This window comes from Roseofilum sp., assembly GCF_982964205.1.
The window spans coordinates 49,310-68,303 of record NZ_CEZBFX010000010.1 but is presented as its reverse complement, the minus strand read 5'-3'; the positions used below and the strand labels follow the sequence as shown (position 1 = coordinate 68,303).

Sequence of the window (18,994 nt, the reverse complement as noted above, 5' to 3'; positions counted from 1 at the left end):
ATCCTATCAAGTCCAGTTAGGCAATTTATAATTTATTCAATGAACTTGATATTACCCTAATCCTTCGATCGCCGGATGGAAGAAGAACGCTAGCCCTAAAACTACATAGGTTGCCAGTAACAGAGACCCTTCCAACCAATCAGAACGACCATCGGAACTAACCGAGTTAGCTAATAGAACAGCGACAACCACGGCGACTAACTCGAAGGGATTGAAATCGAGATCCATGGGTTGGTGAAAGAATACTCCAGCTAAGACCAAAACGGGCGCTACAAACAGGGCAATCTGCAAACTCGAACCCATCGCTACAGAAACCGACAGTTCCATTTTATTTTTCATCGCCACAGTCACTGCGGTGGCATGTTCAGCCGCATTACCAATAATGGGAACTAGAATAACCCCGGTAAATAGAGCGGTTAAGCCTAAATAAGAAGTGGCTTCTTCCAAAGAAGCCACTAATAGCTCTGATTCTACGGCAACCACCAGAGTGGCTGCCAGCAGTACTAGAGACCACAAGGTGATATTGGGCTGTTCATGGGTTTCTTCTTCGCCTTCCTCCTCATTTTCTGCCAATCCCACATCATAGAGATAGGAATGGGTTTTCATGGAAAAGAGCAATGTGAGTAAATAAACCACAATTAAAACGATGGATACTGCCCCCGATAACGTTTGCATGGTTTCTTCGGCAATCCCATCAGAGGTGACATCGACGGCGGTGGGAACCAAGATGGCAATTACCGCCAAATTCATGGCTGAGGCATTCAGACGGGCTACCACTGAGGTAAAGTTTTGTTCCTTATAACGAATACCGCCTAAAAACATGGCAAACCCCATTACCAGCAATAAGTTACTGATAATGGAGCCGGTGATACTAGCTTTCACCACATCGACTAAGCCAGCATTTAAGGCAACTAGACCAATAATCAATTCAGTAGCATTACCGAAAGTAGCGTTCATCAAGCCCCCCAAATTGGGGCCCAGCACCACGGCAATTTCTTCGGTTGCCGTTCCCATCCAAGCCGCTAAGGGAATAATGGCCAAAGCAGAAGTAATAAAGATGGTTGTCGATCCCCAGCCCAGAAAGTGGCCGGCAATGGAGATAGGGACAAAGACTAAAAGTAGAGAAATGATCGTATTCGTTTTCAACATGGCGATCGCATCCAGGTTTACACCCTACCCATGCTACTCCCATTTTTAGAAAACTATCTGTTCTCAAAAACTTAGAGCCACTATGACACGTTCTAGACTAAGCTGTACACTGGTTTTCAAACCCCTATATTGGCCATTCAACCTTGACTTATTCTTGTGGTAAATTATTAGTCATTCACGGCAGCCGAGACCCTCGTCCCCATCAGGGTGTTTTGGACTTGGCGCAACAGGTTCGTACTTGTTTAGAGCGCCAACACAGTCGCCCCACTCGAGTAGAAACGGCAACTCTAGAGTTGGGTGAACTGACGTTAGCTGAACAAATTCAACAGTTTGGCAATCGCCTGTTGGCAGAACATATCGATTATCTACAAATCATTCCCCTATTTATACTTCCTGGAGTGCATGTCATAGAAGACATTCCAGCTCAAGTACAGCAGGCGCAAACCCTCTTGGGAGAAAAGATGACTTTAGAGATCTGTCCCTATTTAGGAAGTCATCCCCAACTGCACAACCGATTAGCAGGAGAAATCAAGACCACCGATCGCGAGATTTGGATCGTTATGGCCCATGGTAGTCGCCGACCTGGTGGCAATCAACCCGTCGAAACCCTAGCCCATCAATTGGGGATTCTTGATGCCTATTGGTCAGTGATGCCATCCTTAGATTGGAGACTTAGCCAATTAATGGATTTGGGATATCGTCGGATTGGAGTGTTGCCCTATTTCCTCTTTCCTGGCTATATTACTGATGCGATCGCCGAAACCCTAGCTGCAAAACAAGCTGGCGATCCTCAATTGGACTATATCCTGCGCTCTCCCCTCAATCAAAATCCCCATTTAGCCCAAATGGTACTGGATTTAACAGTATCTTCCCCTCTTTCGACCCTAATCTAAAGTTTACATAACCCACCGAACCCCTATGACCTCTTCATCCTCTCCCCTCGGTAAAGTCTATCTTGTTGGTGCAGGGCCTGGCGATCCCGGATTAATGACGCTCAAAGGAAAAGACCTGCTTCAGATGGCCGATGTGGTGGTTTATGATGCCTTGGTCAGTCCTCCCATTGTAGAGATGATTAACCCGAAGGCGAAAAAAATCCATGGGGGAAAACGACGCGGAAGACATTCACTCAAGCAGGATGAAATTACCCAAATTTTAATTGAAGAAGCTCAAAATCAGGCGATCGTCGTTCGTCTCAAAGGTGGAGATCCCTTTATCTTTGGGCGCGGTGGGGAAGAAATGGCCGATCTGCTCGCTGAGGGAATTCCAGTAGAGGTGGTGCCTGGTATTACTTCCGGAATTGCCGCTCCAGCCTATGCAGGCATTCCTTTAACCCATCGGGGGTATAGTTCTTCAGTGACGTTTGTAACTGGGCACGAATCCGTCGGCAAATATCGACCGAAAGTGCATTGGCCGGCGATCGCCCAAGGTTCAGAAACCATTGTTATTTATATGGGGATTCATAATTTATCCCAGATTATCCCCCAACTGCTCGAGGCGCAATTATCTCCCCAAACTCCGATTAGTCTGATCCGTTGGGGAACTTGTCCCGAACAAGAAACCCTAGTGGCAACCTTAGAAACGGTTATTCATGAAGTAGAAGAAAGCGGATTTAGCTCACCGGCGATCGCTGTTATTGGTCACGTTGTGGGAGCTATAGGGGATAGGGAGATAGAGAGATCGGGGGATCTTTCAAGGGAATGATTTTAAGATTCGAGTCAGGAAGACACGGAGAAACGGGGACACGGGGACACGGAGAATGAGATGACTCTATGAAATTTAGGGCGCTCTGAGGGTCTATGGATGCACAATCATGAAAATCATTCACTTGTCAGGATAGGGGGATAGGGGGAGCAAACAACAGACTTGGTAGAAGCTCTGAGCTGTTCTAGATATTGTTAAAAACTGTCATTAATGTACCTCATAGCAGAGGAAACTGCTGTATCATTCGTGAGGCTAGAGTATGATGCAACGGGACAAAGTATTGGAGGTTTTAGCACAACACCAGCAAGCCTTAAAAGAGTTCGGAGTAACTTCGCTGGTGATATTTGGCTCTGTTGCTAGGGATGAAGCCACACCGGATAGTGATGTGGATATTTTAGTAGAATTTGACGGATTGGTGACATTCGATCGCTATATGGATGTCAAGTTTTATCTCGAAGATCATTTAGGGACACGAGTAGATTTGGTGAGTCGAGTAATGCTCAAACCTCTGATTCGTTCTACCGTAGAACAGGAGGCAATTTATGTCGCGTAGTGTGCATCTGTACTTGGAAGATATCCTCACTTGTTGTGCCAAAGTCATTAAAATATGTAGTATACAATAAAATTACTACCAACTCCCTTGCACTATGCCTGCCAAAGACATTTATCATGATGCAGTCAAGAATGCCTTAATCAAAGATGGTTGGCTCATTACCGACGATCCTTACTTCATCAAATATGAAGATGCTGAACTTTATGCAGATCTAGCAGCCGAAAAACCAATTGCCGCAGAACGAGAAGGCAAAAAAATAGTTGTTGAAGTCAAAAGCTTTGTGGGAAAATCCCTAATGTATGACTTTCATGGTGCATTGGGACAATACATTGTATATCGAAATCTGATTCAACGTACTGAACCAGAATATACCCTGTATTTAGCAATTGATTATCTGGTCTATGAAGATTTTTTTCAAAGAAAATCTGTGCAAGCAGTGATTAAAGATAATCGAGTTTTGTTAATGGTAGTAGATACAGCAAAGGAGGAACTGGTCAAATGGCTGACTTAGAAAATTACCGCCCGATCATCAAACGAATATTGACCGAATATTATGGTATGAAGATTCATCAAGTCCAGAAAAATCCTGAATGTGAAGTGAGCGATCGCCTAGCTTTAGATGAAATTAGAGATGAATATCTTTGGTTTCGCTTTGGCTGGAAAGATAAGAAGCTAGTACAGCATATCATTGTCTATTTAAAAATTAAAGATAGCAAAGTTTGGGTGGAACAAGACTTAACCAATTTATGTATTGTCGATGATTTACTCGCTGCGGGCATTCCTCAAAATGATATTGTTTTAGGGTTCCATCATCCTAGCAAACGGCAGTTCACTGAATTTGCCACAGCTTAATTTGTTGGCTTAAAATAAAATTGATCTTCAGCAACTAGACTTTCGGAAAAAATCATGACCAACCCATCCAATGAACAAACCGGAATTATCCGTACAGAACGAGGACTAACCATCGCCGGGACACGGATTACAATCTACGATATTATGGACTATGTGACCGCTCAATATCCCCCTAAGTTTATCCGGGGATTATTTGACCTGACGGAAGCACAAATTAACGACGCTTTAACGTATATTGAAGAAAATCGCGCTCTGGTTGAAGCCGAATATCAGCAAGTTTTGAGGGAAGCGGAAGAACTGCGGCTGTATTATGAGGAAAAAAATCGCGATCTGATTGCCAAAATTGCCGCCATGCCACCGAAACCGGGAACTGAAGCGGCATGGGAAAAACTGCGAGCAGCCAAAGCCAAACGCGAGGCTAAAGCATGTTTTTTTTGATCGACCATAATCTCAATGGACATGCACTGGTTTTCTTTGGCTCTATTGTCAATCAAGGATGGCTCGATATCGTTCCCATTCGTTTTTTCACTTTTGAACAAATGGAATTACCAATCAATAGTGACGATCGGGTTGTTTGGCGACTGGCACAAGAAAATGAGATGATTTTGCTCACAGCTAATCGCACGATGAAAGGCAATAATTCCTTAGAGCAAGTGATGCGGGAAGAAAATACCCCGAATTCACTCCCGGTAATTACGATTGGTAACGCGGATAAATTACTGAATGATTCGGAATATCGAGAAATTTGTGCAGAACGTCTGATCGAGATTGTGCTGACAATTGACAACTATAAAGGCTCTATGAGAATCTTCATTCCCTGATTTTTTTCAGCAGGTGCGGTGGGCAGGATATCTGTGTAGAATTTGAAGAATATTGTACCTTATCCTGCCCACCCTACCTTCAGACTGGAAGTGGTGCAGCGAATGATAGAGGCAGAGTTTGGGGAGAAATAAAGGTATACAGTAGATTTGAACAACATTGAGACATGGTTGTAGGGGCGAACGGCCGTTTCGCTTGACGACATGAAACGCCCCTACAGGTTTAGTGAATTAAAATTTAATTATTGCCTCCAGAAGCAGCAGCACCAGCACTACCAGCCGCAGCGGCAATGTGCAAAGCGGCCAAGAAGGGCGCAGGGTTCCCTGTTGCAACAGAACCAATAGCTCCTAAAGTAAGTTTTGTAGCTACACCAGCAGCAACACCAATAGCAACTTTTTCTCCGATTTCAGCACGTTTAGACTGTTTAGCCATCTTTATTCTCCTTAAATGTGGGAATCACTAGCTTGCTTACCCTGTTAGTAAATGTGTATAAAAGATTTACACCGATCAAAAACCTGATAAGCTTGAAATTTCACTAATCTTAGCGTGTAATATTTCTAGGCGACCACCCTAAAACAGGACATTTGGTACACAATTTTTCTAAATATCTTGAGTCAATTTAGTAGGATTTGGTACAATTGAGTTGACAAAGTAGGATTTAGTAGAGTATATTACAAGAAATCTCTAGATGTATCTAGTTATGAACGATCTTGAAGATATACTACAATGGGTTGACCAGTTGATGTTGGATAAAACGGGAAAAAATTTGACATCTATACAGTCAGCTATATTGAGAGGTTCGTGGGAAGGAAAAAAATATCCTCAAATTGCTCAAGATTTTCATTGTAGTGAATCTCATGTTAAGAAAGAAGCCGCTAAGTTATGGGATAAACTGCGGGAAGAATTAGGAGATGACCTGAAGAAATATAATTTTCGTTCTAAGATAGAGAAAAGAAATAGAGTTTCTCAATCTTCGCCCTCCGCTCACTGTTCGCAAGTGAATACGATTAACCAAGTTGATACTGTTAACATTGATAGCCCATTAGTACAAAGTATCAAAGCTCCCAAAACCCGATCGCCATCTTCCCCAGACTCACCCATCATCGACTTAACCGACGCACCAGAACTCACCGACTTCTACAACCGCACCACAGAACTCTCCACGCTGAAACAGTGGATATTAGAAGATCGGACGCGCTTGATCGCCATTTACGGTGTGAGTGAAATTGGCAAAAGCACCCTCACTCTCAAACTCATCGAAGAGATCCACACAGAATTTGACGCTATTATCTGGCGCAGTCTGAGCCATACTCCTACCTTATCGACGCTGCAAACCGAACTGAAAGAATTTTTGGCCCCATCTCAACCGAACCCATTCCCAACCCTTCTTGACACTTTTCGCCACACTCGCTGTTTAGTCATCCTCAATGATGTGCAGAGTCTTTTTCAAAGCGGTCAACTCGCGGGTGAATATTTAGCAAATTATAAAGACTATGGCAGATTCTTTAAACAAATAGCCAGAACACTGCACTACAGTTGTGTAATTCTCTTGAGTTGGGAAAAACCTAGAGAAATTGCCACCTTAGAAGAAACGCATCAACACACCCGCAGTTTGCACCTGAAAGGATTAGAATCTGAGGCTGAGGAAATTTTGAGAGAACAGAAATTAACCGATGAGGAAAACTGGCCAGAGTTAATAAGCTTGTATCAAGGACATCCCGTCTGGTTAACGATTATCGCTGCAACTATTCGGGAACTCTGTAATGGTCAAGTTTCCCAATTTTTAGAGAATGACGAGGAGATATTTTTAGGAGACTTAAAACCTATTCTAGAGGAGCAGTTAGAGCGATGATCAGACTTAGAACAACGAGTGATGACTTGGTTAGCGAGTCAGGAGGAAGGGGTCGATCTGGCAGCAAAATTGACCGATCGCCAGTTCTCGAAATCCGAGTTATGGGAGGCGATGCGATCGCTAGGAAGACGAGGATTAGTGGAAAAAAGAGGTGCAACAGAGCGATCGCACCTTTACCTCCATCCTCTGTGGCAACAGTATCTGCTTGGGATACAATCAGAAACAACCGAACACTAGCAGATGCTTTCCTACAAAAGGAAAGATTAATTCGTTAAACGAGGAGAGAAATATGAATTCCTATGGCATCGAGCGAGAATGGTGGACGCAGCAATGGTTAGACTTGCTCAATTCTTATCGGTTTAAGAAAAGACTAGAACGGGGTCGAAATTATGCGCGGGAAGGTCATGTATTATCCATTCAGTTTCAAGAGCAAAAAGTGGTGGCAGAGGTGCAAGGAACCGATCCCGAACCTTATCGCCTTTCCATTGGGTTAGATGCCTTTACCTCGGAAGATTGGGATAATGTGATTGAGACTTTATCGGAAAAAGCAATTTATGTGGCGAAATTGTTAGCTGGAGAAATGCCGGATAATATTGAATCGGTATTTGCTGCCAATGGGTTAAGCTTATTTCCGTTTACGCTGGGTGAAGTCCATTCACGATGTAGTTGTCCCGATCCCGCAAATCCCTGTAAACATATCGCTGCCGTGTATTATTTATTGGGCGATCGCTTCAGCGCCGATCCCTTTGTACTGTTTCAATTGCGCGGAAAGAGTAAGGATGATATTATCTCTGCGCTGCGCGAAAAGCGCGGAATTGGGCCAGAAAGTGCTAGCAGCAAACCCCCACCCCTGACTTACCCGAAGGTTGCTCTAGACCAGTTTTGGCGCTACGATCGCGAGTTAGAGTCATCCCTCGTGGTCATTGCCCCGCCAGTGAATCTAGAAACAGTGTTAGATGTGCTAGGGCCAATTGTAACCGAACGAACCAAAGCCCCAGAGTCTAAATCGTTAATGGCTTATTTAAAAACCTTATATCAGGAGGTGAGTCAAAGTGCCACACGATCGGCTTTACGAGGAGATTAGTGTAATCAAGATTTGATCGACAAAACCGTTTACCATTGTCATATCCTCGATTATGAAGATCGAGGTATAATGGGCATTTTAGGGATTGCTTAGAGCGCTTCAGGCTAGGGAATAGGAAATAGAGGAAATTAAGATACCATCTAAAGTAGCGCACCCCCGATCTATATCTGTCCCATGAAATCCTTGCCCTTGAAACCCCACTTTCCTCTGCAAGTGGTCTTAATCGTGCCCTTTCTCCTGCAAATTATGCTAGCCGTGGGTTTAGTCAGTTGGCTCTCCTTTCGCAATGCCCACGAAATGTTAGAAACGATGGTAGAACGATTAACCACTGAAATTAGTTCTGAAGTGGAACAGCATCTATCTTCCTATTTGGAACTCCCTCATCGGGTGAATCGTTCCCATCTGGGGGCGATCAAATCAGGATTGCTAGAGGTGGAAAACTTGGACGGATGGGATTATTATCTATGGGAAAAAATCCAACAAGTCCCAGAGTTAAGTTTTACGGCTATAGCCAATAACCAAGGGGAACAACGAACAGGAGAACGTCTAGCGGATGGTACTTTGGTGATTAATACCGTTACTCCTAGCGATCGCCACACTTTCCGCTCCTACAACACTGATGACCAAGGAAATCGTACCACTCTAGCTACTCAATTAAGCGATCGCGATCCGCGCAAACGACCTTGGTATTTAACTGCCGTCGAGACCGGAAAACCAACCTGGAGCAATCCAGATATTTCCTATCTTGAACCTGTCCTCTTAATCTCCGCCTTACAACCCCTTGATATTGATACCGATGGTAGAGTTGAAGCCGTTATTAACACCACCCTCAAACTCAATCAGCTCGGCCAATTTCTGAGCAAAATCAACCTAGGAGAAACCGGAAAAATCCTCATTCTCGATCGCCAAGACAACCTGATTGCCAGTTCTACCCAGGAAACCCCCTTTAATCCAGATACAAAAACTCTCCTACCCATTACCCAAAGTCAAGATCTCCTCACCCGTCAACTGATCGACCTTCTACACACTCACCAAACCGCCCTAAACCCCCCCACCTTAACCACACTTTCTTTAGATGGTGAGCATTACTTTGCCCATATTATCCCCTATGCCGACCCCTACGGCTTAGAGTGGAAAATTGTGCTTTTTATCCCTGAATCTAACTTTAACGCCACTCTTGAGAGCCATAAACAGCACATCCTTGTCGTCTGCATTAGCGCATTGATTGTCGCTGTTGGATTGGGACTCTTGACTTCTCGGTGGATTGCCGATCCCATATTACAACTGCGGGATGCCAGTGCTGCCTTTGCCTCTGGGAAACGCCGAAATTCCCTACAAGTTCAAGGCATACAAGAATTAGACACTCTTGCCCAAACCTTTAATGAGATGGCAGCTCAAATTGGCAATCAGCTTGAGATACTCGAACAACAAGTTGCCGAACGTACTCATCTGCTCACTCAACACAACCAGGTTTTATCTGAACTCGCTGGCGATTCCCAATTACACAAAGGGGACTTAAACCAGAGTTTACCAAAACTAACTGAGGCGATCGCCCAAATCCTCAAAGTTGACCGCACCAGTATTTGGCTCATTGAACCCGAAAGTACCCTATGGTACTGTGCTGACTTATTCATCCCGGCTCTAGGAAGTCACACCCAAGGCGATCTTCTCCCCATCCAAGATTATCCCCGCTATGCCCAAGCCCTAAAAACCCAAAATGTAATTTCTGTCAACGATGCTTGCAATGATGAGCGTACCTCGGAACTCAAAGAGACCTATCTTGCTCCTCTAGGAATCCATTCCATGCTGGAAATTCCCATTCGCCGACAGCAAACGCTCCTGGGCGTAATGTGCATGGAAACCACCCAACCTCGCCATTGGACTCAAGAAGAACAAAATGTCGCCCGTTCTATCGGCGATCTCGTGAACCTTGCCATTGAATCATACCATCGCCAGCAAGCCGAAATTGCCCTAAAAGCTGCAAAAGAAGCGGCTGATAAAGCCAACCAAGCCAAAAGTGAATTTTTGGCCAATATGAGCCATGAATTACGCACCCCCCTGAACGGTATCCTGGGTTATACCCAAATCCTGAAACGGATGAGTGACCTCAAACCCAAACAACGTGAAGGAATTATGGTTATTGAAGACGCCGGTTCCCATCTCCTAACCCTGATTAACGATGTCCTAGATTTGGCCAAAATTGAAGCCAGAAAAATGGAACTGCTCCCTAGAGAAATTCATTTTCCCTCCTTCATTAGTGGTGTAGCTGAAGTCATCCGTATCCAAGCTGAAGAAAAAGGACTGGCATTTGGTTGTGTCATCGATCCTAATTTACCCCAGGGAATTGATATTGATGATAAACGCTTACGCCAAGTCCTGCTCAATTTATTAGGGAATGCCACCAAATTTACCAATCAAGGAGAAATCGTATTTTCTGTTATTCATCTGAGTCAAATTTCTCCTGCATCTACCGCCACCTTACGCTTTGAAATTGGGGATACCGGTGTGGGTATGAACCCTGAGCAAATTCAGAAAATTTTCTTACCCTTTGAACAAGTAGGAGCCAATTCCCATAAACATGACGGCACGGGTTTAGGATTGGCCATTACTCGTCAAATTGTACAAATGATGGGAGGAAAAATTGAAGTTCAAAGTCAGCTCGATGTAGGCAGTCAATTTAGTTTTGAAATCAATGTCCCAGTTGCCAAAAATTGGTCGATCTCTTCCACTCAAAACGAACCAGGAAAAATTATTGGTTATGTTGGTCAACGCCAAAAGATTCTCGTGGTTGATGATAAAATTGTCAATCGTAAAGTGATTCTCGAAGTTTTATCCCCACTGGGATTTGAAGTGGCACAAGCAAAGAATGGCCAATTGGGTTTAGAACACTATCATCAATTCCAACCTGATTTTATCATTACTGATTTAGTCATGCCAGAGTTAGATGGATTTGAAATGGTGCGTCAACTTCGTCAGAGTGGTGACAATCGAGTCATTATTCTGGCTTCTTCAGCGAGTGTATTAAAGCAAGATCAGGAGAATAGTTTAGTGGCGGGTTGCAATGATTTTCTCCCCAAACCTGTCGATATAGAGTTATTATTACGTAAATTGAAAAAGTATTTAAATCTGACCTGGATTTATGAAGAAGTTCCAGAGGCAAATTCGCCTCCCTCCTTGGGGTCTTCAGTGGAGTTGGTTTACCCTCCCCAGGAAGAATTGCAAGGGTTAGTAAAAACGGCGGCTGTGGGATATATTGATGGTATTGAAGCAGAAGTGGCTAGACTGCGAGCATTAGATACCATCTACTACCCGTTTTGCGATCGCATTATGGAATTTATCTCTGAATTTGATGACCAAGGCATTATCGCTTTTATTACCCAAGAATATCCTCTATCCATTTAACCTACAGATCATGCCTAAAAAACAAAAATTCCCTTTCCTAGTTGGCTCGAAATGGACCGCCCAACAAACGACTTGGGGATGGCGACATTTTCAAGTGATCAACCGTAAAAATCAAGGAAAGTTTATTTTTGCGGAAATAGTGGCTTCTTGTGACCCGAATGTTCGCTTTTGGTTAAATGCCGCCCAACTTAAAGACCGTTCCCTATGGCAACCGGGATGGAAAACGCTTCAGGAAATGGAGTAGGGAAGAGAGGAAAATGGAGACGAATAGACACAGAGAGGGACGATTCCTCAATGATTTTTAAGGATTAATTTTTAATTGACACTGTAAGTCTTCTGGGCGGTCAATATCGGGGAGAACCGGTAAGAGAACATAGGATAATTCTAAAGCATGGGCAATATTGAGGGTTTGGGAAAAAACTTCTGAGGTTCCCCAATGAATATTTTGAAATAATTCAGAGATGGGGCGTGATAGACCGATTAAATAATAACCCCCATCAGCGGCTGGGCCGAGGACTAAATCGTGGGAACCTAAAGTATGAAAGGCTTGGGCAAAAAGTTCTGGGGTGAGACTGGGGCAGTCTGTTCCGATAACAACGATATGCTCCATTCCTTCAGCAAAACTCTGCTCAATTGCCCTGTAGAGTTTTTCCCCTAGATCCCCTTGTCCCTGACTGCGATAAACTAGATCAGCACCTAACCAGGTCTGCATGGCCTGAACAGTTGAGCCTGTAAAATAAACCACGAGCTGTATTGCCCCTTTATGGCGATCTTGTAGCTGCCGTGCTTGGGCGATCGCCCATTCGGCCAGTTGACGATGTAATTCCGTCGCTCCCTGCACTCCTAATGCAGGAATTAAGCGGGTTTTGGCCTTACCCAATTCTGGATATCGAGTAAAGACTAGGAGTTGGCATAGGCTAGATAATGGGGAAGATAAATCGGGAAAATCGCTCACGCTTACCTCTTTTATTGTTGGGAACATGACTAAAATCATAGAAGTTTTACCGGATAAAGGCGCTCTCGTCAGCCGCGCCCTTGCCTTAGTGAAAGAAAAAATAGAAACGGCGATCGCCTCCCATGGCTACAGTACCATTGCCCTCGCTGGAGGCAGTACCCCTAAGCCACTCTATGAAGCTCTGAGTAAAGAAACTCTTCCCTGGGACAAAATTCATGTTTTTTGGGGAGATGAGCGCTATGTCCCCTGCACTCATCCGGATAGTAATGAAAATATGGCTCGCCAAGCCTGGCTTAATCAGGTTCCTATTCCCCCACAGAATATCCATGCCATGCCCACCAGAGCGCAAAACCCCCAACAGGATGCCGAAACCCATGATACTCACTTACAGCAGTTTTTTGGTAAGTCGTCTGGTGAGTTTCCGGCCTTCGATATTATTTTGTTAGGGATGGGGGATGATGGGCATACGGCTTCCCTATTTCCCCATACTGAAGCTTTAGCAGTCGGCGATCGCCGGGTCACCGTCGGTAATAAAGATGACCAACCCCGTCTTACTTTTACGGTTCCTCTGATTAATGAGGCTCGCTGTGTCATTTTTCTAGTCGCTGGAGCTAATAAAATCAACGCTTTAACCCAAGTCTTTGCTCCAGAAGGAGACAGCAAAGCCTATCCCTCTCGTTTAATTGCTCCTAAAGGAGAGCTTTGGTGGCTCTTAGATGAAGCAGCAGCAGGAGAATCAATTAACAATTAAATTATTAGATCGAATTCAATCTTTTTCCTATTGCCTCTTGCCTTTCCATTGATCCTATGATTGTTTGTCCAAATTGTACTCACCAAAACCCTGATGGCGCTCAAGTATGCGAAGCTTGTTATACTGAGCTTCCTGCTCTAACGACTTGTCCTAACTGTGGAGCAGCCGTTCAGCAAGATGCCACGTTTTGTGGTCAATGTGGAACCGCCTTAAAAGTTACGTCTGTTTCCACCGCCAATCTTGATGCAGAGGAAGAAGTCTTAGAAATTCCTCCCTTAGTCGAACCCGATCCTCTGGTGACTCCGGAACCCATTGCCAGCTCTAGCTCCGAATTATCCATAATAACAGAAGTGGAAGCCGAACCCTCCACTCCAGTCAAAATAAACCGGTTAACTGAACTGCAATCAGCCAGTGCCTCCCTGGTTCATCTCTCTACCAAGGATCGACTTGAGTTATCCAATCATCTTTCGGTTTTACATATCGGGAAACCCAATGACCGTATTCCCCCAGATATAGATGTTTCTGGTTTTGCCCACGCAGATGTAGTCTCGCGGGTTCATGCTGCTATTCGCATTGAAAACGGCGAGTATTACATCGAAGATCTCGCAAGTTCCAATGGAACCTATATTAATCACTTACCCCTAAGTCCAGGCAATCGCTATCGCTTAAAAACCGGCGATCGCATTACATTAGGTAAAAATGATCTGGTAAGCTTTGTATTTGAACTGTGATCATCTCCAGATTATTCCTTAACTCAACGAAAACAAACAGCAGACCCCTACTCCTCGTTATTTACCTGTTACTGATGTGATTACCCTAACCTTGTTACATCCTCTCAAAGATACCCCCATTCAGCATTGGCAATTTACACAAGAATCCCTTGTGCGAATTGGACGCTCTACAGATAATCATGTCGTTCTCTATAGTGCGGTGGTTTCCCGTCACCATGTGGAACTCCGCCTTGGCGAGGAATCTTGGGATGTGGTGAACCTGGGAACTAATGGTACATATCTCGACGATCGGCGGATTGAACAAATGCCGATTACTGGTGAAGTGGTGATTCGACTGGCTCGTTCTGGGCCGAAGATTCAGATTAAAACCGATTTTGACCAGGAGCAATCGTCGTCTTCTCCTCTGGATCGAAAATCTATCGATCCATCTATACCGGCAATTAAGGAGAAAATTAATAAAATGACGACGGCGATCGATCCATAGGGATTAGTCTCACTGGTTTATATCAGATGGATTAACAGTAATGAATCAGGAAAAATTTAAGGGGAAATATCGAGTTTCCTCAGCGCGGTTACAATCCTGGGATTATGGTTCAAATGGATGGTATTTTATCGATTATTGGAAGTTATAAATCTGCGGTAACCAAACCTGCACGCCGCTTAGGGTTTGAATGGTTTTGGCAATCTCGTTTTCACGATCGTATTATTCGGGATAAACAATCTTATTTACGGATTGGAGAATAGGTGGTCAATAATCCCCATATAGCGCTTTGCGCTAGGGAATAGGGAATAGGGAATAGGGAATAGGCTTTTGGTACATAGCTTTGAGGATTCAACACTGTCCCTCATAACAGCGCAAAGCGCTGTAATTGGCAAGATGATTGTTTCTATGGATGATTGTAGGTAATATAAAATCCAGATTATTGATGCGACACATTACTATCATAGTAGAGACAAGACAGACTTTGTCTCTACTTAAAATTTTCCTTCCTTTGAAGAAATTCTCTTAACAAAATTATTGCGTATCGAGATTAGAAATTCTGAGATCTCTCTATGTTTGTGAGGGTAGAAACCAATCGCCTGAGTCAGTCGAGTCGAGTTATAATGATTATCTATAATGAGTCCCTGTATTTTTCCTAATTGTTGACTATAGTTTTGCTTAATTTAAACTCTATCAGGATAATTTTATGTCAGCGCTTACAATATCTTTGATGCATCCGACTCAACCTGTAGCGATGCATAGTTGGACGTTTGAACCGGATCGAGACGAACCTATTCGTATTGGTCGTTCTCACGATAATGACATTGTAGTGTATAGTTCTGTGGTCTCCCGCCATCACGCAGAGCTATGGCCAAGTGAAGAGGGTTGGAATCTCAAGGGATTTGGTTCAAATGGTACGTTTGTTAACCAACAGTTGGTCACACAGGATGTCTTAGAGGATGGCTCGATCGTCCGTTTAGGCAATTCTGGGCCGAGATTGCGAATTCGTCTAGGAGTGAGCGATCCGAAGGCGAAGCTGGTGAGAAAATGCGATCGCAAACTGAATGCGGAACTGAGTGAAGCTGATAAACATAGTACGTTTATCAATACCCCTCAAATGCAATCGGATGATTAAGGAATGACTGAGAGCAACTTGCCTCTCAAGACTCCCTTGAAGGGAAGAGTCATTTTTAATATTTAATTTTTCATTGAAGTCAGGATACCTGACCACTGAACTGATTTGAGTCGATCGCGCCGATAAGAAAAGAACCGATGCTGATTTTGATAGGTACAATAGGGAGCGATCGCCACTTGTTCTCCATGGACTCCCAACTGTTGCAGTTGCCTGAGATTGACCTGGCGTACATCTAAGCGGATGCGATCGGGTTCAGAATCGGGCCATAAGACCGAATGTTTCCCTCCTGATAACTGCTCGATCCAATCTGGAGTACTCTCGCCTTGAATCAGAGTTTTTCCTACCTGTTGAGCCACATCTAATCCTACCTGATACTCTCCTCCAGAAATCGCCGGCCCTAGGGCAATCCGCAGATCTTCGAGCCGCGTCCCTAATGCTTGAAAACGGGCGATCGCCTCCGGGACAATTTCCGCCGCCGTCCCCCGCCAGCCTGCATGAAGAGCTGCCACCTGTCCTGTACCTAAATCTCCGATTAACACCGGCACACAATCAGCCGAACACACCCAAACCGAATCATGGGCATTTTCCGATAACAAACCATCGGCTTCTGGACGCTCAACCCCCAAACTTTCCACCTCTGAAGGGGTCAAAACCCGTGGCCCGTGGACTTGTTTTACCCGATATACTCGGGCCTGCTCATCCAGAAGAGGTGCTAAAGATTCAGGTGTTTGCGGCGCAAACTGGCGGGTAAAAAAACCATGCTTCCAAGGGTCGAGTAAGCTACAGGTCAGATAGGTCAACCCTTGAGCCATCTGCCAATGCCAAAGTGAGCTCATCAAAAATTTGGAGTCTGAAACCCCATCCTTTTAGGAGGGCCTTACTCTCGTATTTTACCACGATCACAAATTCTATGCTATTCTGAAAGGATTTATAGCTTCTCAGTACAGGACAAAAAACTTGAAAAGGATGCAAGGAGAGGGTTTGATAGAAGTTACCACAAAATCAATCAGACCCTCATGCAATACAGTAACTCGATTCGAGAGCAATTATGACCCCATCTCGGTTGGCATGGAGCCAGACTATCTTTCATCGCCTTGTTCATCATCGCTGTGTTCAGAGCCAAAACGGTGAACCTAGCTGAACTGGCAACAGTCTGGGGAGCAAGAGCGGCTGAAGCGTCAAATTATAAACAAATGCAGCGATTTTTCCGCTCTTTTGAAATGGAGATTGATAAGTTCGCACTGATGGTGATGAGCATTGCTCAAATTCCCCAACCCTGGGTGTTGAGCATCGATAGGACCAACTGGTCATTCGGCAAGACCCACTTCAATATCCTCATGCTGTCTGTGGTGCATGAGGGTATCGGCTATCCCTTGATGTGGACAATGCTGAAGAAAAACAAAGGCAACAGTAATAGTGAAGAGCGTATGGACTTGTTGGAGCGCTTGGAAGCCCTCTTTCCCGGAGTAAAGATTGCCTATTTAACCGGTGACCGGGAGTTTGTTGGTAAGCCTTGGCTCTCATTTGTGATGATAGACCAGCCAATTCCCTTCCGTCTGCGCATTCGTCAAACCGACAAGATTAGTCGAGGTCGGGGTCAACCGGCCATTGCTTGTGTTCATCTGTTTCGCTCTCTCTCCATCGGTGAGCAGCGAGTTCTACCGGGACGACGCTGGGTTTGGGGTCGCCCGGTTTATATCATAGGAGTGCGCCTTGAGCCCAAACAGAAGAAACAAAAAAGTGATGATGATTTTCTCATTCTCATCACCGAATACTCTCCCCGCACTGCTTTGGCCGACTATGGTCGTGGCTGGGGAATTGAAACCCTCTTTGGAGCACTCAAGAGGCAGGGATTTTGCCTAGAATCGACTCATTTTACCGAGCGCGAGCGTCTATCGAAGTTGCTGGCTCCTTTAGCCCTGGCCTTTGTCTGGGCGATGAAAGCCAGAATCTGGCGACATGCTCAAAAGCCAATTCGTCTCATTGAAGCTCAGGGTCGCCGTGCCCGTAGCCTGTTCCGCTATGGTTGTGACCTCCTGCGCCGCTTTTTCATTGACCCTCTCTCTTTTTCTGACTCTCTCTTTCAACCCATAAAACTTTTGTCCTGTACTTAGAGACCCCTTATGCTGGAGCGCTAATCATGACTGTACTAACTCTGAAAAAGCTCGGTATGCTGATGACAACGGGTTTAGTCCTCTTGGGGTTATGGGGATGTTTTCGCCCGACTACTCCAGGAGCGATCGCCTCATCTCCCATTGTATCTGCAACCAATACTGGTGTGAATCCCCAATTGACCGATGCTCATACCCGCTTTAGCTTTAAGCTATGGCAGCAATTATTAGCACAAGAAGAAACTAAAAATATCTTTATTTCGCCTTCGAGTGTGGCGATCGCCCTTACCATGACTTACAATGGGGCATCTGGAGACACTCAAACGGCTATGGCAAATGCCTTAGAGCTACAAGGCATGAGTTTAAATGACATTAATCAAGCCTATGCTACGCTCAAGCAGCGTTTAGAAAATACGGATGAGTCCATTGAACTGAGCATCGCTAATTCTCTGTGGGGTAGAAATGATGTGAACTTTAAGGCAGATTTTCTACAACAAACGAAAACCTATTACGATGCTAAGGTGCGATCGCTAGATTTTACCGATCCCGCTACTCCTAAGCACATCAATAATTGGGTGCAACGGCAAACTAAAGGCAAAATCCCCCAAATTGTCGATCAGATCAATCCTGACGATCTCCTATTCCTCATCAATGCCACCTATTTTCATGGACAATGGCAAAACGAATTTAACCCAACTCTCACCCAAGAGCGTCCTTTTTATCTCCTCAACGGGCAAGAAAAACAACATCCCATGATGTTCCAAACCGGGAGTTATGATTATCTAGAAAATGAGCAGTTTCAAGCCATTCGCTTACCCTATGGTGATGGGCGATTTAGTCTCTATGTATTTTTGCCTCAACCTGAGCAAAACTTATCCCAATTTTATGCCCAACTCAACAGTAGCATCTGGCAAACTTGGCTCGGTCAATTTCAAGAGAATGAAGGTTCGATTGCCCTACCTAAATTTCAACTCGAATATGGTGTAGAACTCAAACCCGTTTTGTCTGCATTAGGCATGGATCTGGCGTTTAGTCAACAAGCTGATTTTTCTGAAATTAGCGATATTTCTGCCAAGATCGATGGAGTCAAACATAAAACCTTTGTAGAAGTGAACGAAAAAGGAACAGAAGCGGCTGCGGTTACCTCCGTCGGCATTGTTGCTACTTCTATTCGTCCACCCTCTAATCCATTTGAAATGGTCGTCGATCGCCCCTTTTTCTGCGCTATTTACGACCACGAAACCCAAACGCCTTTGTTCTTTGGATCAATTGTTAACCCTGAATAATAAATCGATAATATAGTAATTCTCTCTTCTATGAAGTATAGCTTGAAGCCTTAGCCCCTAAGGAATACGAGCTATTCCCTATTCCCTAGCACGAAGCGCTATATCAAGAGTTGACAAGGAGACTCGATAGTA

The 18,994-nt window shown here is 44.5% G+C and carries 22 protein-coding genes and 1 pseudogene; 19 read left to right on the top strand and 4 right to left on the bottom strand.

Translation table 11 applies throughout. The features are described from left to right. Window positions 1–51: 51 nt before the first annotated feature. Window positions 52–1,149 carry a calcium/proton exchanger gene (cax, locus tag AC3A14_RS05030; protein ID WP_318700886.1) on the bottom strand — a complete coding sequence of 366 codons (1,098 nt, stop codon included), beginning with the start codon at window positions 1,147–1,149 and terminating at the stop codon, window positions 52–54. Window positions 1,150–1,292: 143 nt separating this feature from the next. On the opposite strand from cax, the gene AC3A14_RS05025 reads away from it, so the two are divergent. From AC3A14_RS05025 to AC3A14_RS04995, 7 genes are all read left to right on the top strand, one after another. Next, complete coding sequence (locus AC3A14_RS05025) at window positions 1,293–2,042, top strand: sirohydrochlorin chelatase (RefSeq protein WP_318731196.1); 750 nt, start codon at window positions 1,293–1,295, stop codon at window positions 2,040–2,042. A gap of 25 nt (window positions 2,043–2,067) precedes the next feature. Continuing rightward, window positions 2,068–2,850 (top strand): uroporphyrinogen-III C-methyltransferase, encoded by a 783-nt coding sequence (cobA, locus tag AC3A14_RS05020; RefSeq protein ID WP_318737066.1) that lies wholly within the window; start codon window positions 2,068–2,070, stop codon window positions 2,848–2,850. Window positions 2,851–3,112: 262 nt separating this feature from the next. Beyond that, on the top strand, window positions 3,113–3,403 hold the full coding sequence (locus tag AC3A14_RS05015; RefSeq protein WP_413039227.1) for a nucleotidyltransferase family protein: 291 nt from the start codon (window positions 3,113–3,115) through the stop codon (window positions 3,401–3,403). A 94-nt stretch (window positions 3,404–3,497) separates the two neighbouring features. After that, window positions 3,498–3,914, top strand: coding sequence for a XisH family protein (locus tag AC3A14_RS05010; protein ID WP_283752712.1), 417 nt, complete (start codon window positions 3,498–3,500; stop codon window positions 3,912–3,914). Further along, window positions 3,902–4,255 carry a XisI protein gene (locus AC3A14_RS05005; RefSeq protein WP_318732961.1) on the top strand — a complete coding sequence of 118 codons (354 nt, stop codon included), beginning with the start codon at window positions 3,902–3,904 and terminating at the stop codon, window positions 4,253–4,255. Before AC3A14_RS05010 ends, AC3A14_RS05005 begins: the two co-directional genes overlap by 13 nt. Before the next feature lie 54 nt (window positions 4,256–4,309). After that, the gene (locus AC3A14_RS05000; RefSeq protein WP_318723026.1) at window positions 4,310–4,693 is read left to right on the top strand and encodes a DUF433 domain-containing protein; all 384 of its coding nucleotides are present in this window, start codon (window positions 4,310–4,312) and stop codon (window positions 4,691–4,693) included. After that, complete coding sequence (locus AC3A14_RS04995; RefSeq protein ID WP_318701493.1) at window positions 4,681–5,076, top strand: ACP S-malonyltransferase; 396 nt, start codon at window positions 4,681–4,683, stop codon at window positions 5,074–5,076. The genes AC3A14_RS05000 and AC3A14_RS04995 overlap by 13 nt, the downstream gene beginning before the upstream one ends. Before the next feature lie 235 nt (window positions 5,077–5,311). On the opposite strand, the gene AC3A14_RS04990 is transcribed toward AC3A14_RS04995, so the two are convergent. Beyond that, window positions 5,312–5,506, bottom strand: coding sequence for a hypothetical protein (locus AC3A14_RS04990; RefSeq protein ID WP_318701492.1), 195 nt, complete (start codon window positions 5,504–5,506; stop codon window positions 5,312–5,314). Between the two features lie 268 nt (window positions 5,507–5,774). On the opposite strand from AC3A14_RS04990, the gene AC3A14_RS04985 reads away from it, so the two are divergent. The 5 genes from AC3A14_RS04985 (at window position 5,775) to AC3A14_RS04965 (ending at window position 11,656) form a co-directional block, all read left to right on the top strand. Beyond that, the gene (locus tag AC3A14_RS04985; protein ID WP_318732960.1) at window positions 5,775–6,926 is read left to right on the top strand and encodes a helix-turn-helix domain-containing protein; all 1,152 of its coding nucleotides are present in this window, start codon (window positions 5,775–5,777) and stop codon (window positions 6,924–6,926) included. 21 nt (window positions 6,927–6,947) lie between these two features. Continuing rightward, window positions 6,948–7,163, top strand: coding sequence for a hypothetical protein (locus AC3A14_RS04980; RefSeq protein WP_318732959.1), 216 nt, complete (start codon window positions 6,948–6,950; stop codon window positions 7,161–7,163). 52 nt (window positions 7,164–7,215) lie between these two features. Next, window positions 7,216–8,010: an SWIM zinc finger family protein gene (locus tag AC3A14_RS04975; protein ID WP_318701490.1), complete on the top strand. Its 795-nt coding sequence runs from the start codon at window positions 7,216–7,218 to the stop codon at window positions 8,008–8,010. Between the two features lie 174 nt (window positions 8,011–8,184). Continuing rightward, complete coding sequence (locus tag AC3A14_RS04970; RefSeq protein WP_318732958.1) at window positions 8,185–11,412, top strand: ATP-binding protein; 3,228 nt, start codon at window positions 8,185–8,187, stop codon at window positions 11,410–11,412. A 10-nt stretch (window positions 11,413–11,422) separates the two neighbouring features. Further along, window positions 11,423–11,656 carry a TIGR02450 family Trp-rich protein gene (locus tag AC3A14_RS04965; protein WP_318701488.1) on the top strand — a complete coding sequence of 78 codons (234 nt, stop codon included), beginning with the start codon at window positions 11,423–11,425 and terminating at the stop codon, window positions 11,654–11,656. Window positions 11,657–11,713: 57 nt separating this feature from the next. Here AC3A14_RS04965 and AC3A14_RS04960 read toward each other — a convergent pair whose 3' ends face one another. After that, window positions 11,714–12,367 carry a TIGR04282 family arsenosugar biosynthesis glycosyltransferase gene (locus tag AC3A14_RS04960; RefSeq protein WP_318701487.1) on the bottom strand — a complete coding sequence of 218 codons (654 nt, stop codon included), beginning with the start codon at window positions 12,365–12,367 and terminating at the stop codon, window positions 11,714–11,716. A 25-nt stretch (window positions 12,368–12,392) separates the two neighbouring features. On the opposite strand from AC3A14_RS04960, the gene pgl reads away from it, so the two are divergent. From pgl to AC3A14_RS04935, 5 genes are all read left to right on the top strand, one after another. Then, window positions 12,393–13,118 carry a 6-phosphogluconolactonase gene (pgl, locus tag AC3A14_RS04955; RefSeq protein ID WP_318701486.1) on the top strand — a complete coding sequence of 242 codons (726 nt, stop codon included), beginning with the start codon at window positions 12,393–12,395 and terminating at the stop codon, window positions 13,116–13,118. A gap of 56 nt (window positions 13,119–13,174) precedes the next feature. After that, entirely contained in the window at window positions 13,175–13,849 is a 675-nt protein-coding gene (locus AC3A14_RS04950; RefSeq protein WP_318701485.1) for a double zinc ribbon and FHA domain-containing protein, read from the top strand. A 76-nt stretch (window positions 13,850–13,925) separates the two neighbouring features. After that, window positions 13,926–14,333: an FHA domain-containing protein gene (locus AC3A14_RS04945; RefSeq protein WP_318701484.1), complete on the top strand. Its 408-nt coding sequence runs from the start codon at window positions 13,926–13,928 to the stop codon at window positions 14,331–14,333. 104 nt (window positions 14,334–14,437) lie between these two features. After that, window positions 14,438–14,593, top strand: a complete 156-nt coding sequence (locus AC3A14_RS04940; protein ID WP_318701483.1) for a hypothetical protein — start codon at window positions 14,438–14,440, stop codon at window positions 14,591–14,593. Between the two features lie 443 nt (window positions 14,594–15,036). Then, window positions 15,037–15,465: an FHA domain-containing protein gene (locus AC3A14_RS04935; RefSeq protein WP_318701482.1), complete on the top strand. Its 429-nt coding sequence runs from the start codon at window positions 15,037–15,039 to the stop codon at window positions 15,463–15,465. Between the two features lie 62 nt (window positions 15,466–15,527). On the opposite strand, the gene pgeF is transcribed toward AC3A14_RS04935, so the two are convergent. Continuing rightward, window positions 15,528–16,301: a peptidoglycan editing factor PgeF gene (pgeF, locus tag AC3A14_RS04930; RefSeq protein WP_318720064.1), complete on the bottom strand. Its 774-nt coding sequence runs from the start codon at window positions 16,299–16,301 to the stop codon at window positions 15,528–15,530. A gap of 180 nt (window positions 16,302–16,481) precedes the next feature. Between pgeF and AC3A14_RS04925 the strand changes: the two are divergent. Beyond that, window positions 16,482–17,579, top strand: a pseudogene (locus AC3A14_RS04925) (IS4 family transposase). 26 nt (window positions 17,580–17,605) lie between these two features. Beyond that, entirely contained in the window at window positions 17,606–18,862 is a 1,257-nt protein-coding gene (locus AC3A14_RS04920) for a serpin family protein (RefSeq protein ID WP_318732957.1), read from the top strand. Window positions 18,863–18,994: the final 132 nt, after the last annotated feature.

Excerpts from the sequence above, each read along its gene's own strand:
- AC3A14_RS04940 (WP_318701483.1), top strand. The coding sequence starts at position 14,438 with ATGGTTCAAATGGATGGTATTTTATCGATTATTGGAAGTTATAAATCT.
- AC3A14_RS05010 (WP_283752712.1), top strand. The coding sequence starts at position 3,498 with ATGCCTGCCAAAGACATTTATCATGATGCAGTCAAGAATGCCTTAATC.
- AC3A14_RS04995 (WP_318701493.1), top strand. The coding sequence starts at position 4,681 with ATGTTTTTTTTGATCGACCATAATCTCAATGGACATGCACTGGTTTTC.
- AC3A14_RS04975 (WP_318701490.1), top strand. The coding sequence starts at position 7,216 with ATGAATTCCTATGGCATCGAGCGAGAATGGTGGACGCAGCAATGGTTA.
- AC3A14_RS04935 (WP_318701482.1), top strand. The coding sequence starts at position 15,037 with ATGTCAGCGCTTACAATATCTTTGATGCATCCGACTCAACCTGTAGCG.
- AC3A14_RS04920 (WP_318732957.1), top strand. The coding sequence starts at position 17,606 with ATGACTGTACTAACTCTGAAAAAGCTCGGTATGCTGATGACAACGGGT.
- cobA (WP_318737066.1), top strand. The coding sequence starts at position 2,068 with ATGACCTCTTCATCCTCTCCCCTCGGTAAAGTCTATCTTGTTGGTGCA.
- cax (WP_318700886.1), bottom strand. The coding sequence starts at position 1,149 with ATGTTGAAAACGAATACGATCATTTCTCTACTTTTAGTCTTTGTCCCT.
- AC3A14_RS04965 (WP_318701488.1), top strand. The coding sequence starts at position 11,423 with ATGCCTAAAAAACAAAAATTCCCTTTCCTAGTTGGCTCGAAATGGACC.
- AC3A14_RS05000 (WP_318723026.1), top strand. The coding sequence starts at position 4,310 with ATGACCAACCCATCCAATGAACAAACCGGAATTATCCGTACAGAACGA.
- AC3A14_RS05015 (WP_413039227.1), top strand. The coding sequence starts at position 3,113 with ATGCAACGGGACAAAGTATTGGAGGTTTTAGCACAACACCAGCAAGCC.
- AC3A14_RS04990 (WP_318701492.1), bottom strand. The coding sequence starts at position 5,506 with ATGGCTAAACAGTCTAAACGTGCTGAAATCGGAGAAAAAGTTGCTATT.
- AC3A14_RS04985 (WP_318732960.1), top strand. The coding sequence starts at position 5,775 with ATGAACGATCTTGAAGATATACTACAATGGGTTGACCAGTTGATGTTG.
- AC3A14_RS04950 (WP_318701485.1), top strand. The coding sequence starts at position 13,175 with ATGATTGTTTGTCCAAATTGTACTCACCAAAACCCTGATGGCGCTCAA.
- AC3A14_RS04970 (WP_318732958.1), top strand. The coding sequence starts at position 8,185 with ATGAAATCCTTGCCCTTGAAACCCCACTTTCCTCTGCAAGTGGTCTTA.
- pgl (WP_318701486.1), top strand. The coding sequence starts at position 12,393 with ATGACTAAAATCATAGAAGTTTTACCGGATAAAGGCGCTCTCGTCAGC.
- pgeF (WP_318720064.1), bottom strand. The coding sequence starts at position 16,301 with ATGAGCTCACTTTGGCATTGGCAGATGGCTCAAGGGTTGACCTATCTG.
- AC3A14_RS04980 (WP_318732959.1), top strand. The coding sequence starts at position 6,948 with ATGACTTGGTTAGCGAGTCAGGAGGAAGGGGTCGATCTGGCAGCAAAA.
- AC3A14_RS05005 (WP_318732961.1), top strand. The coding sequence starts at position 3,902 with ATGGCTGACTTAGAAAATTACCGCCCGATCATCAAACGAATATTGACC.